The 13,781-nt window shown below is 61.8% G+C and carries 11 protein-coding genes; 4 read left to right on the top strand and 7 right to left on the bottom strand.

The features are described 5' to 3' along the window. Positions 1-67 precede the first annotated feature (67 nt). The gene (locus tag ACLEJW_RS03420) at positions 68-952 is read right to left on the bottom strand and encodes a LysR substrate-binding domain-containing protein (RefSeq protein ID WP_145193557.1); all 885 of its coding nucleotides are present in this window, start codon (positions 950-952) and stop codon (positions 68-70) included. 153 nt (positions 953-1,105) lie between these two features. Here ACLEJW_RS03420 and ydiJ point away from each other — a divergent pair, with 153 nt between their 5' ends. Beyond that, positions 1,106-4,126, top strand: coding sequence for a D-2-hydroxyglutarate dehydrogenase YdiJ (gene ydiJ / locus ACLEJW_RS03415; protein ID WP_313302610.1), 3,021 nt, complete (start codon positions 1,106-1,108; stop codon positions 4,124-4,126). Positions 4,127-4,164: 38 nt separating this feature from the next. Here ydiJ and ACLEJW_RS03410 read toward each other — a convergent pair whose 3' ends face one another. From ACLEJW_RS03410 to phhA, 5 genes are all read right to left on the bottom strand, one after another. Beyond that, positions 4,165-5,352 carry an MFS transporter gene (locus ACLEJW_RS03410; protein ID WP_145193559.1) on the bottom strand — a complete coding sequence of 396 codons (1,188 nt, stop codon included), beginning with the start codon at positions 5,350-5,352 and terminating at the stop codon, positions 4,165-4,167. Between the two features lie 99 nt (positions 5,353-5,451). Next, entirely contained in the window at positions 5,452-5,580 is a 129-nt protein-coding gene (locus ACLEJW_RS03405) for a hypothetical protein (RefSeq protein ID WP_256208154.1), read from the bottom strand. A gap of 188 nt (positions 5,581-5,768) precedes the next feature. Further along, the gene (locus ACLEJW_RS03400; RefSeq protein WP_440776969.1) at positions 5,769-6,602 is read right to left on the bottom strand and encodes a tyrosine-protein phosphatase; all 834 of its coding nucleotides are present in this window, start codon (positions 6,600-6,602) and stop codon (positions 5,769-5,771) included. 176 nt (positions 6,603-6,778) lie between these two features. Beyond that, positions 6,779-7,135 (bottom strand): 4a-hydroxytetrahydrobiopterin dehydratase, encoded by a 357-nt coding sequence (locus ACLEJW_RS03395; protein WP_313302616.1) that lies wholly within the window; start codon positions 7,133-7,135, stop codon positions 6,779-6,781. A 37-nt stretch (positions 7,136-7,172) separates the two neighbouring features. Continuing rightward, entirely contained in the window at positions 7,173-7,961 is a 789-nt protein-coding gene (gene phhA, locus ACLEJW_RS03390; protein WP_145193561.1) for a phenylalanine 4-monooxygenase, read from the bottom strand. 255 nt (positions 7,962-8,216) lie between these two features. Here phhA and ACLEJW_RS03385 point away from each other — a divergent pair, with 255 nt between their 5' ends. Next, the gene (locus ACLEJW_RS03385; protein WP_313460117.1) at positions 8,217-9,776 is read left to right on the top strand and encodes a sigma-54-dependent transcriptional regulator; all 1,560 of its coding nucleotides are present in this window, start codon (positions 8,217-8,219) and stop codon (positions 9,774-9,776) included. A gap of 72 nt (positions 9,777-9,848) precedes the next feature. Here the strand turns inward: ACLEJW_RS03385 and ACLEJW_RS03380 are convergent, their stop codons facing one another. Further along, a complete protein-coding gene (locus ACLEJW_RS03380; RefSeq protein ID WP_145193565.1) occupies positions 9,849-10,103 on the bottom strand; it encodes a DUF2790 domain-containing protein in 255 nt (84 codons plus the stop codon). A gap of 419 nt (positions 10,104-10,522) precedes the next feature. Between ACLEJW_RS03380 and acs the strand changes: the two genes are divergently transcribed. Next, positions 10,523-12,484, top strand: coding sequence for an acetate--CoA ligase (gene acs, locus ACLEJW_RS03375; protein ID WP_145193567.1), 1,962 nt, complete (start codon positions 10,523-10,525; stop codon positions 12,482-12,484). A gap of 480 nt (positions 12,485-12,964) precedes the next feature. After that, positions 12,965-13,750, top strand: a complete 786-nt coding sequence (locus tag ACLEJW_RS03370) for an ABC transporter substrate-binding protein (protein ID WP_145193569.1) — start codon at positions 12,965-12,967, stop codon at positions 13,748-13,750. Positions 13,751-13,781: the final 31 nt, after the last annotated feature.

Genomic DNA, 13,781 nt, shown 5'->3' with positions numbered 1-13,781 from the left:
GCGCGGGCGGCGCTCGATTTCAGCACCACCCTCAAACCCAAGGCATGCACCCCAGGCGCAACCGTCATCAGATCTGCTCCAGCAACCAGCTGCGAAATGCCCTTAGCGAGGGCAGCGCCTCATTGCGTGGTGGGTAGATCAGGTAATAACTGCGCTGACTGGCAAAGGCCGCACCGGGGCTGTACAGCTCGCCCTTGGTCAGTTCTTCCTGCACCAGAATCCTCGGCACCAGGCCGATGCCAATTCCTGCGCGCACCGCCTGAATCAGGTGCGAGGTCAGTTCGAAGCTCGGCCCCAGGCGCATCGAGCGGTGGGCCAGGCCGTGATGGGAAAACCATTCGCCCCAGGCGTGGGGGTTGTTGGCGACATTGAGCAGCACTTCTTCGCTGATCCGTGCCGGGCTCCAACCATGAGCGGCAGCGCCGGCCTGCGGCGGCAGGATCACCACCAATTCCTCGGCATGCAGGCGATGACACAGCAGTCCAGGCAGGTCATGGCTGGCCACAGCGATGGCCGCATCGATCTCGCTGGTGTCGAAATTGATCGCTTCGATGCGTGAATGAATATGCACCAGCATCCCGGGGTGCGCGTTATAGAACGCATGCAGGCGCGGCAGCAGCCACTTCGAGCCGAAAGTTGGCAACGTCGCCAGGCGCAAGGTGCCGACGCCTGATTGATAAGCCAGCGCCTGCAAGGTGGCGCTGCGAATGCGCCCGAGGGCTTCACTCAGTTCGCGCTGATAGAGCCTGCCGACATCGGTGAGCTGGACCTGGCGACCCTCGCGGCGAAACAGGTTCAGGCCCAATTGTTGTTCCAGTGCCTGGACCTGCCGGCTGACGGCGCTCTGGGTCAGCGACAGCTCGGCGGCGGCGCGGGTGTAGCTTTCATGCCGAGCGGCGGCCTCGAAAGCCAGCAGCAGCGACATGGAAGGGGTGAGGTGGCGGTAATTCATTCATGAAAGTCATCGATAGCGGCAGGATTATCCGTTTGCCCCTGGGGCGAAACTACAGGAACATTGGCCCATGCGTCATCCCGGCATCAACCCATGCATGCCGAGACGACAGGATTTCCGTGATTACGCTCATTATCAAGAGGCCATCCTTCGATGATCGCCCAGTTGCCGACCCCTGCGCCTAGCGCCGACTATCCAGCCTTCCTCCAGGCCCTGCGCAGCAGCGGCTTTCGCGGGCAGATCAGCGCCGATTACGCCACCCGCACCGTGCTGGCTACCGATAACTCCATCTACCAGCGCCTGCCCCAGGCCGCCGTGTTCCCGCTCGATGCCGACGACGTGGCACACGTTGCCCGGTTGATGGCCGAGCCGCGCTTCCAGGCGATCAAGCTGACCCCGCGCGGCGGCGGTACTGGGACCAATGGCCAGTCGCTGACCGACGGCATCGTCGTCGACTTGTCGCGGCACATGAACCAGATTCTCGAAATCAACGTCGAGCAGCGTTGGGTGCGGGTGCAGGCCGGTACCGTCAAGGACCAGCTCAATGCCGCGCTCAAGCCGCACGGCCTGTTCTTCGCGCCTGAGCTGTCGACCTCCAACCGAGCCACCGTCGGCGGCATGATCAACACCGACGCCAGCGGCCAGGGCAGTTGCACCTACGGCAAGACCCGCGATCACGTGCTGGAATTGCACAGCGTGCTGCTTGGCGGCGAACGCCTGCACAGCTTGCCGCTCGATGACGCCGCGCTGGAACAGGCCTGTGCTAGCCCTGGCCGGGTCGGCGAGGTGTACCGCATGGCTCGGGACATCCAGCACACCCAGCGCGAGCTGATCGAGACCACCTTCCCCAAGCTCAACCGCTGCCTCACCGGCTACGACCTGGCCCACCTGCGCGACGAGCAAGGCCGCTTCAACCTCAACAGCGTGCTGTGCGGAGCTGAAGGCTCGCTGGGCTATGTGGTCGAGGCCAAGCTCAATGTGCTGCCGATTCCCAAGTATGCCGTGCTGGTCAACGTACGCTACGCAAGCTTCATGGACGCGCTGCGCGATGCCAATGCCTTGATGGCGCTCAAGCCGCTGTCGATCGAGACAGTGGATTCCAAGGTGCTGATGCTGGCGATGAAGGACATCGTCTGGCACAGCGTCGCCGAATACTTCCCGGCCGACCCTGCGCGTGCGACCCTGGGCATCAACCTGGTGGAGTTCTGCGGCGACGAGCCGGCCGAGGTCAATGCGCGGGTGCAGGCATTCATCGACCACTTGCAGAGCGACAGCAGCGTCGAGCGCCTGGGCCATACCCTGGCCGAGGGCGCCGAAGCGGTGACCCGCGTCTATACCATGCGCAAGCGCTCGGTGGGCTTGCTGGGCAACGTCGAGGGCGAGGTACGCCCTCAACCTTTTGTCGAAGACACCGCCGTACCCCCGGAGCAATTGGCCGACTACATTGCCGATTTTCGCGCGCTGCTCGACGGCTACGGCCTGGCCTACGGTATGTTCGGCCACGTCGACGCCGGCGTGCTGCACGTGCGCCCAGCGCTGGACATGAAAGACCCCGCCCAGGCCGCACTGGTCAAGCCGATCTCCGATGCGGTGGCGGCGTTGACCAAGCGCTATGGCGGCCTGCTGTGGGGCGAGCACGGCAAGGGCCTGCGTTCGGAATACGTGCCTGAATACTTTGGCGAGTTGTATCCGTCCCTGCAGCGCCTCAAAGGCGCCTTCGACCCGCATAATCAGCTCAATCCGGGCAAGATCTGCACACCGCCCGACAGCGCCGAGGGCCTGACCAAGGTCGATGGCGTGACCCTGCGTGGCGACCTCGACCGGACCATCGATGAACGCGTGTGGCAGGACTTCCCCAGCGCCGTGCACTGCAATGGCAATGGCGCTTGCTACAACTACGACCCCAACGATGCCATGTGCCCGTCGTGGAAGGCCACCCGCGAACGCCAGCACTCGCCCAAGGGCCGGGCGTCGTTGATGCGAGAATGGCTGCGCCTGCAAGGCGAGGCCGACATCGATGTGCTGGCCGCGGCGCGCAACAAGGTTTCATGGCTCAAAGGGCTGCCGAGCCGGCTGCGTAACAACCGGGCACGTAGCCAGGGCCAGGCGGACTTTTCCCACGAGGTCTATGACGCCATGGCCGGCTGCCTGGCGTGCAAGTCGTGCGCGGGACAGTGCCCGATCAAGGTCAACGTGCCAGACTTTCGTTCACGTTTTCTTGAGCTGTACCACGGTCGCTATCAGCGGCCGGTGCGTGACTACCTGATCGGTTCGCTGGAATTCACCATCCCCTACCTGGCCCATGCACCGGCCCTGTACAACGCGGTCATGGGCTCGAAGTGGGTCGGCAAACTGCTGGCCAACCAGGTCGGCATGGTCGACAGCCCGCTGATCAGCCGCTTCAACTTTCAGTCGACGCTGACCCGTTGCCGCGTCGGCGTGGCCAGCGTGCCGGCGCTGCGTGAACTGACGCCGGCCCAGCGCGAGCGCAGCATCGTGCTGGTGCAGGATGCCTTCACCCGCTATTTCGAGACGCCGCTGCTGGCCGCGTTCATCGAGTTGGCGCATCGCCTGGGTCACCGGGTCTTCCTGGCGCCGTACAGCGCCAACGGCAAACCGCTGCACGTGCAGGGTTTTCTCGGCGCGTTCGCCAAAGCGGCGATCCGCAACGCCACGCAGCTCAAAGCCCTGGCCGACTGTGGCGTGCCATTGGTGGGGCTGGACCCGGCAATGACCCTGGTCTATCGCCAGGAGTACCAGAAGGTACCGGGCCTCGAAAACTGCCCGCACGTCAGGCTGCCGCAGGAGTGGCTGATGGACGTGCTGCCGGAGCAGGCGCCGACTGCGCCTGGCAATTTCCGCCTGTTGGCGCACTGCACCGAGAAGACCAACGTGCCGGCCAGTACCAAGCAGTGGGAGCAGGTGTTCGCGCGCCTGGGCCTGCAATTGGTGACCGAAGCCACCGGCTGCTGTGGCATGTCGGGAACCTACGGGCATGAGGCGCGTAATCAAGCGACGTCGCGGACCATCTTCGAGCAGTCCTGGGCGAGCAAGCTGGACAAGCAGGGCGAGGCGCTGGCGACCGGCTACTCGTGCCGCAGCCAGGTCAAGCGCATGACCGAACGGCAGCTGCGTCACCCGCTGGAGGTGGTGCTGCAGTACGCCAGGCGCTGACCTCAAGGAAGCTGGGGGCCGCGAGGCAGCCCTCAGCGTTATTGATCGCGCACGATCCGGGCCTGGCGGTACAGATACAGACTCAACACCAGCCCACAGCATGCCGCCGCTGCTGCGAACAGGAACATCGAGGCAAAACCGAAGCCCGAGGCCACTGCGCCAACCAGTGGCCCGGTGACGCCCAGCGACAAATCGATGAACAGCGAATAAGCGCCGACCGCCGCACCGCGGTTGGCCGCCGAGACCTGGTTGACCGCCTCCACCCCCAGTGCCGGAAAGACCAGGGAAAAGCCGAAGCCACTCAACGCAGCGCCGGCCAGTGCCAGCTCGGCATTGGGCGCCAGCCATAGCATCAGCAACCCGAGGGTTTCCACCGACAGGCAGGCGATCGCCACACGAAAACCGCCGATCCGGTTGATCAGATTGCCGAACAGCAACCGCGCGCAAATGAAACTGGCGCCGAACAGGCTCAGGGTCAATGCCGCATTCGTCCATCCACGGCTGGCGTAATACAGGGTGATGAACGTGGCGATGGTGCCAAAGCCGATCGAACCTAGGGCAAGGCCCGAGCCGTGGGGGAACACCTTGCCCAGCACCTGCATGAATGGCAGGCGTTTGCCACTGACCACAGGTGCTGCGCGCTTGGGCCAGGCCAGCAACAGACCCAGGCCGCACAGCAGCAGGATGCTCACGCCCATGCTCCACAAGCCCAGAGCCTTGACCATCAGTACGCCCAGAGGGGCCCCGATGGCCAGCGCGCCATAGCTGGCGATGCCGTTCCAGGAGATCACCTTGGCGGTGTGTTCGGCGCCGACCCGGCCGATGCCCCAGCCAATCGACCCGGAGCCGACCAGGCTCTCGGCGCTACCGAGCACCAGGCGCCCCACCAGCAAACAGGCAAGGCTCAGCCACGGCAAGTGGGTCAGGAAGGCGCAGGCGAGCATGAACACCCCGCTCAGGCCGCAACCGGCCAGGCCGTACATCACAGCCTTCTTGCTGCCGAGGTTATCGATGATGCGGCTGGCGGTTGGCCGGCTGAGCAGGGTCGCCAGGTACTGGACGCTGATCACCAGGCCTGCGATGACGGCGCTGAAGCCCAGATCGCTGTGCACGTAGCCTGGCAGCACCGCCAGAGGAATGCCGATGTTCAGGTAACCGATGAAGGTGAAGAGGACGATGGAGACGACTTGCAGGGTGACCGCAAGAGGGCGCGGTGAATCAGGCATGGGGGTCTTCGTGGCAGAGGTTCGTGACGGTGTGAAAACGCGTTGACGGCGGTAGTCCGCAAATCAGCCGTTTTCACACTGTCGAGGGGATGCGCGGTTTTATTCCTGGTCAGCGCTGGATTGGTCGTCACCGTCCTGGTCGACGGCAGGCGTCGGCTCGGCATGAACGGTCACGGTTGGCTCTTCTGGGTTCAGGCTTGGGAAGGGAAGATTCGGGATTTCATGCATCTCGTCGTTCCTCGCAAGTGTGAGTGAAAAGTCTGCGCCAGGCGCGTTTGGAGCTTCGGGAAGCTGGGGCAGGATACACAAGTCTGGATGACAGTTTGTAAAAAATCCCAATCGTTTGTCGGTTTTTGCCGCTCACTCGCGTACGTGTGCACAACCTGACCCAGACGCGCCGGGTCAGGCTGGCTGGTTTATACGAGCAGTTTGCTGCGCAGATCGTTCAAGGTCCGAGACGACAGGTGCAGACCTGTGCGCAGGTACTCAGGCATGTCACCGAACTGCTGGCGCACTTGTTCCAGTGCAGCATTCAGGTAGCTGGCATCGACTGTCAGCGCCGGCGCGTAGATCGCGCCTTTGTCCTCTGGCATCGCGGCAAGGGTGGCCTTGATGCGCGCAGCGGTGTACACGTTGGTGGCTAGATAATCGTTCATCAGGACCGTTTCATCGGCTCCGGCGATGCTCTGCAGCAGCGCAGTCACCCAGCCGGTGCGGTCCTTGCCTGCGGAGCAATGAAACAGTACAGGACCTGGCGTTTGCGCCATTGCCGTCAGCAGCTCGCCCAGAACGCTTCGCACCGGCGCGCTGCGCACGAAGTCGCGGTTGACCTCGCGCATCAGTTCGCTGACCTCTTCAGCGCTGCGCGGCTTGAAGCTGCTGGGGTCGAAGGCTTCGAAGCGGTGACCCAGCACGTTGAACTGCTGGTACTGGGATCCGTCGAGGTGGGTGTCGGGTTCGGCCGCGATTTCCTGATCGGCGCGAAGATCGAAGATGGCCTGCACGCCAAGTCGTTCGAGGGTCGCCTTGTCGGCAGGTGACGGGTTGACCACATTGCTGCGGTAAAACACGTTGCTGCGCAGCACAGAGGTTGGGGTGCAATAGGCCAGGTGACTGCCGGCGATGTCGCGAAAATTATCCATGCTCGGCAAGCGCGGTGTGTCGAGGGTGACGTGGGGCCGCTCAGCGCTTGTGAGCAGTGACGCTGCATGAGCGTGGTTGAGATCTGTGTGCCGGGAAGATAAGAACATCGAGGTGCGCTCCGTTGTTGAGAAGCGCCCAGCTTCCATTCAGGTTAACCAGTTTCGCAGAGGGGGTATCCGAAGCAAAGCCAGGCATTATCGAGCGACTGCTGCAGAAACTCGGCTGGCTTTCGTGCGAAGCCGGCCGCAACGCATGTGTCGCGGCCGGGCGGCAATCCAATGGGTTACTTGCGGCCTTCGGCCGCCTCGGCAACTTTATCGGTGCGGGCGCACATGATGAAGTCATTGCGGTGCAGGCCTTTGATCGAATGGCTCCACCAAGTCACCGTGACCTTGCCCCATTCAGTCAGCAAGCCTGGGTGATGGCCTTCGGCTTCAGCGATCTCGCCGACGGCATTGGTAAAGGCCAGGGCGTGCTTGAAGTTCTTGAACAGGAAGACGCGCTCCAGCTCCATGTGGCCATCGCGCACTTCGATGCTCCAGTCCGGAATTTCGCGAATCAGCTCGGCCAGTTCGTCGTCGGTGACCTTTGGCGCATCGGCGCGGCAGGCTTCGCAATGGGCTTGATTCAAGGCATTCATGGTGTTTTTCCGCTTCGAGTTGTTGTCGGCTGGCTGCTCAGGCAGCGACCTTGGGTGGGAATTTCGGCGCATGCAAGCCTAGCTGCATGGCATGCTGGACCATGCCCATGATGTCTTCATGGGCCAGGTCGAACAGGCGTTTCATGTTGGGCAGCACGAAGTACAGCGGCTGCAGGATGTCGATCCGGTACGGCGTGCGCATTGCCTCGATCGGATCGAAGGCCTGGTGCTCTGGCGCACTGGAAAGACTGTAGACGGTCTCCTTGGGCGAGGAGAGGATGCCTCCGCCGTATATCTTGCGCCCTTGGGGCGTCTCCATCAGGCCGAACTCGATGGTCATCCAGTACAGGCGTGCGAGGTAGACCCGCTGTTCCTTGCTGGCCGCGAGGCCCAGCTTGCCGTAGGTGTGGGTGAATTCAGCGAAGAACGGGTTGGTCAGCAGCGGGCAGTGGCCGAAGATCTCATGGAAGATGTCCGGCTCTTGCAGGTAGTCCAGTTCTTCGGGGGTACGGATGAACGTGGCGACCGGAAAGCGTTTGCTGGCCAGTAGCTCGAAAAAGGTCTGGAAGGGAATCAGCGCGGGTACCCGGGCAACCTGCCAGCCGGTGGTGGCAGCCAGCACCTTGTTGACCTCGCCCAGCTGCGGGACGCGCTCGTGGGGAAGGTTGAGCTGGTCGATGCCGTCCAGGTACTCCTGGCACGCGCGGCCCTCGATGACCTTGAGCTGGCGAGTGATCAGGGTATTCCACACTTCATGCTCTTGCTCGGGGTAGTCGATGAAACCCTGAGCATTGGGCTCGCGTGCCACGTAGTGCGTCTGTTTCATGAAGCTCTCCTGGTGGGGGCTCTTGTTATTTTGTCCACGACATGAGCCAGGAATATCCGTTGGCGCGACGATTTGCACGGGGCTGATGCGGTAGGCGAGGCTATCGAAAGTCAGTTTTCGTAACGATAATTTTACAAACTGGCGACAGATCCGCAAAATCGCTGCCAATGGCAGGCGCCAAAGCGCTGTTCTGTCAGCTTATCTTTACGATTATTTCCCAACGCTAGGCGAAAGCTGCGCCTGCTCGAGAGTTCTATGCGTATCAAGGTCCACTGCCAGAACCGTATCGGCATCCTTCGCGACATCCTCAACCTGCTGGTGGAGTACGGCATCAACGTACTGCGCGGCGAGGTGGGCGGTGATCACGGCAATGCCATCTATCTGCACTGCCCTAACCTGATCAACCTGCAGTTCCAGGCACTGCGACCGAAGTTCGAATCGATCGGTGGGGTGTTTGGCGTCAAACGTGTCGGCCTGATGCCCAGCGAGCGCCGCCACATGGAACTCAACGCCCTGCTGGGCGCGCTGGATTTCCCCGTGCTGTCGGTCGACATGGGCGGCAGCATCGTCGCCGCCAACCGCACGGCGGCCCAGTTGCTTGGGGTACGCGTCGACGAGGTGCCAGGCATGCCCCTGGCGCGCTATGTCGAGGATTTCGACCTGCCTGAACTGGTTCGCGCCAACCAGTCGCGGATCAATGGCTTGCGGGTCAAGGTCAAGGGCGACGTGTTCCTGGCCGACATCGCTCCGCTGCAGTCGGAGCATGATGACAGCGAAGCTTTGGCCGGCGCCGTATTGACGTTGCACCGCGCCGACCGCATCGGTGAGCGCATCTATAACGTACGCAAGCAGGAGCTGCGCGGTTTCGACAGCATTTTCCAGAGCTCGCGGGTAATGGCCGCGGTGGTGCGCGAGGCCCGGCGCATGGCGCCGCTCGATGCGCCTTTGCTGATCGAGGGCGAAACCGGTACCGGCAAGGAGCTGCTGGCGCGCGCCTGCCACCTGGCCAGCCCGCGCGGCCAGGCACCATTGATGGCGCTCAACTGTGCCGGACTGCCGGAATCGATGGCCGAGACTGAGTTGTTCGGGTATGGCCCCGGGGCCTTCGAGGGCGCCCGGGCAGAGGGCAAGCTAGGGCTGCTGGAACTAACTGCAGGCGGCACGCTGTTCCTCGATGGGGTGGGGGAGATGAGCCCACGCCTGCAGGTGAAGTTGCTGCGTTTTCTGCAGGACGGTTGCTTTCGCAGGGTCGGCAGCGATGAAGAGGTGTACCTGGATGTGCGGGTGATCTGCGCGACTCAGGTCGATCTTTCCGAGCTGTGCGCCCGCGGCGAGTTCCGTCAGGACTTGTATCACCGGCTCAATGTGCTCTCGCTGCAGATTCCGCCGCTGCGCGAATGCATGGATGGTCTTGAAGGGTTGGTGCAGCACTTTCTCGACCAGGCCAGTCGGCAGATCGGGTGCGCGCTGCCGCGGCTGGCGCCTGCGGCCATGGAAAAACTTGGCCAGTACCATTGGCCGGGCAATGTACGGCAATTGGAAAACGTGCTGTTTCAGGCCGTTTCATTGTGTGAAGGCGGTGTGGTGAAAAGCGAGCATGTTCGCCTGCCTGATTATGGTGTGCGTCAACCTTTGGGCGAGTTTTCCCTCGAAGGTGATCTTGCGCAAATAGTGGGACGATTTGAAAAAGCGGTATTGGAAAGTTTGCTCAGCGACTACCCCAGCAGCCGCGCGTTGGGTAAGCGCCTGGGGGTTTCGCATACGACAATTGCCAATAAGTTGCGCGATTATTCATTGAGCAAGTCAACGCAATAATCTTTGATATTCAACGCTCGAAGCGAAGGGGGCGCACGGCCCCCTGATTCGCCGCTATCCGCCTCGCCGCTATCAACCGTTAGAGCAGCCGTTGCCCATCACGCGGTATTCGAGGATATGCTTCTGGCCCTGGGAGTCTTCATAGGTCATGCGCGCCGGTACGACTTCGCACACGTTTGGCACGGCGCTCATGGACAGTACGCGGGCGATATCTAAGTGTTGCGAATAGTCGTACTGTTCAACCGGAATCTGCTCGGCGTCATTCGCCTCGCCGGCCATTGCCGTTGCGCACAGGCCGCCGAGTACCAATACCAGTAAAGCTTTCATGTTCTGTTTACCTGTCTAAGGTCGTGAGGAGGCACGCGGCACTTGTGGCGCCGCGCTGTTGCCAAGGGAGTTGCATTGAAGTAGTGAAGGATTAACCGCTTGCCATCGTGGGGGCTGTTTACAGTAGTTAATCGCATTGCCGTTGCTGGCGAAATAAATGTTAAGCCCGTGCAACTTAGAGAAACAGACAAGGTTTTGATAAAGTTTTTCGGTCTTTTAACAGAATCTGTAACAATCCTGCCGCAGGCGTGATGCCGCTCATGCCTGGCATCGCTGGCCCACGCGCACTAGAGCGTTGCGCGGCAGTTACGGCAGTTGCTGTGCGGCGCCGCTACTACCATCGTCGTATGGTCTTTGCCGCTCTGGTACAGTTACAAACGGTTCCATACAAAAACAACTATTACACCGAGGTAACACAGATGAGTGCGGCTCCACTGTATCCCGTTCGTCCCGAGGTTGCGGCCACTACCCTGACCGACGAGGCCACCTACAAGGCCATGTACCAGCAATCGGTGATCAACCCGGATGGCTTCTGGCGCGAACAAGCCCAGCGCCTGGACTGGATCAAGCCGTTCACCAAGGTCAAGCAGACCTCGTTCGACGATCATCATGTCGACATCAAGTGGTTCGCCGACGGCACCTTGAATGTGTCCTCCAACTGCCTGGACCGTCACCTCGAGGAGCGCGGCGACCAGTTGGCGATCATCTGGGAAGGCGACGACCCTTCCGAACATCGCGACATCACCTACCGCGAACTGCACGAGCAGGTCTGCAAATTCGCCAACGCCCTGCGTGGTCAGGACGTGCACCGCGGCGATGTGGTGACCATCTACATGCCAATGATCCCGGAGGCCGTGGTCGCCATGCTGGCTTGCGCGCGTATCGGCGCAATCCATTCGGTCGTGTTCGGTGGCTTCTCGCCCGAGGCGTTGGCCGGGCGCATCATCGACTGCAAGTCCAAGGTGGTAATCACCGCCGACGAGGGCGTGCGTGGCGGGCGTCGTACACCGCTGAAGGCCAATGTCGACCTTGCCCTGACCAACCCAGAAACCAACAGCGTGCAGAAAATCATCGTGTGCAAGCGCACCGGTGGCGAGATCGCCTGGCACCAGCACCGCGACATCTGGTACGAAGACCTGATGAAGGTTGCTTCCAGCCACTGCGCACCGAAAGAAATGGGCGCCGAAGAGCCGCTGTTCATCCTCTATACCTCCGGCTCCACCGGCAAGCCCAAGGGCGTGCTGCACACCACCGGCGGCTATCTGGTCTATGCCGCGCTGACCCATGAGCGGGTGTTCGACTACCGCCCAGGCGAGGTGTACTGGTGCACCGCTGACGTAGGTTGGGTGACCGGCCACAGCTACATCGTCTACGGCCCGTTGGCCAACGGGGCGACCACCTTGCTGTTCGAAGGGGTGCCGAACTACCCGGATATCACCCGCGTGTCGAAGATCGTCGACAAGCACAAGGTCAACATCCTCTATACCGCGCCTACTGCCATCCGCGCCATGATGGCCGAAGGGCAGGCTGCGGTGGCCGGGGCCGATGGCTCCAGCCTGCGCCTGCTCGGTTCGGTCGGTGAGCCGATCAACCCGGAAGCCTGGAACTGGTACTACAAGACCGTCGGCAAGGAGCGCTGCCCCATCGTCGACACTTGGTGGCAGACCGAGACCGGCGGCATCCTGATCAGCCCGTTGCCAGGCGCCACCGGCCTCAAACCGGGTTCGGCGACCCGTCCGTTCTTCGGCGTGGTGCCGGCGCTGGTGGATAACCTGGGCAACCTGATCGAAGGCGCGGCTGAGGGCAACCTGGTCATTCTCGACTCCTGGCCGGGCCAGTCGCGTTCGCTGTATGGCGATCATGACCGCTTCGTCGATACCTACTTCAAGACCTTCCGCGGCATGTACTTCACCGGCGACGGTGCGCGCCGCGACGAGGATGGCTACTACTGGATCACTGGCCGGGTGGATGACGTGCTGAACGTTTCCGGCCACCGCATGGGCACCGCCGAAATCGAGAGCGCGATGGTGGCCCACGCCAAGGTCGCCGAGGCCGCCGTGGTCGGCGTGCCGCACGACATCAAGGGCCAGGGCATCTATGTCTACGTCACCCTCAATGCCGGCGTCGAGCCTAGCGAACAATTGCGCCTGGAGCTGAAGAACTGGGTGCGCAAGGAAATCGGCCCGATCGCCTCGCCGGATGTGATCCAGTGGGCGCCGGGCCTGCCGAAAACCCGTTCGGGCAAGATCATGCGGCGTATCCTGCGCAAGATTGCCACCGCCGAGTACGATGCGCTGGGTGACATCTCGACGTTGGCCGATCCGGGCGTGGTGCAGCACCTGATCGATACCCATAAATCGATGAACCTGGCCAGCGCCTGATCGTCGCTGCGCTGCTTCCTGAAACCCCGCTCGGTAAACCGGCGGGGTTTTTGCTTGCCTGTTACCCGGCATTCATCGGTAACTCATCTGTCACCGCGTTCGCCCAGCATCGGGGCATGCGGAAACACCGCTGCGTCAGGGTGGCGCAGCGCCGAGCATCCGTAGGGCAAAGGGAAACGCTGCACTTGCCGTATTCCCAGGCTTTGCCAATAATAGGCCCAGTAATTGCTTGGCTTACAGGTTATTTCTCTTAGGCTCTTGCATGATTTGCAAAAGCTGTCAACATCGCCCGCCGCGATTTCAAGCGCTTCTGTAAGTAGTTGTCGCTTTGAAGAAATATCGACCACCGGGCTGTCGTTAAAATGCCACTCACTCGCTCGTGGTCTTCGATCGACCCTGCGCGGCTCGCGTTGTACCCATTCGCATGTCGGGCAGCTGTTACCCCTGCCTCGTATTGCCCCGTACCGATGGAGTTACCTGATGAAGAAGCTCGCACTGCTTGGCGCCCTGGCGCTTTCCGTGTTTTCCCTGGTATCGCAGGCCGATGAAAAACCACTGAAGATCGGCATCGAAGCCGCCTACCCACCGTTTGCCTTCAAGCAGCCAGACGGCAGCATCGCCGGTTTCGACTACGACATCGGCAACGCCCTGTGCGAAGAAATGAAGGCCAAATGCACCTGGGTCGAGCAAGAGTTCGACGGCCTGATCCCGGCGCTGAAAGTGCGCAAGATCGACGCCATCCTGTCGTCGATGTCGATCACCGAAGATCGCAAGAAGTCGGTTGACTTCACCAAGCGCTACTACCTGACCCCAGCGCGCCTGGTCATGAAGGACGGCACCACCGTCAGCGACAGTCTCGACGAGCTCAAAGGCAAGAAGATCGGCGTGCAGCGCGGTTCGATCCACGATCGCTTCGCCAAGGAAGTGCTGGCGCCCAAAGGCGCCACCGTGGTCCCGTATGGCACCCAGAACGAGATCTACCTGGATGTCGCGGCAGGCCGTCTGGACGGCACCGTGGCCGATGCTACCCTGCTCGAGGACGGCTTCCTGAAAACCGACGCCGGCAAGGGCTTCGCCTTCGTCGGTCCGGCCTTCACCGACGTCAAGTACTTCGGCGATGGCGTCGGCATTGCCGTGCGCAAGGGCGACAAGGCCAACGTCGAGCGCATCAACGCGGCCATCGACGCCATCCGCGCCAATGGCAAGTACAAGGAAATCGAGAAGAAGTACTTCAACTTCGACATCTACGGTCCTGACGCGAACTGACACGTCGGCCTCACCTGTGCAATGGTGCAAA

The sequence above is a fragment of the Pseudomonas sp. SMSB3 genome (assembly GCF_052041965.1).
In the GTDB taxonomy this organism is placed as follows: Bacteria; Pseudomonadota; Gammaproteobacteria; order Pseudomonadales; family Pseudomonadaceae; genus Aquipseudomonas.
This window is presented reverse-complemented; position numbering and strand designations above follow the sequence as displayed.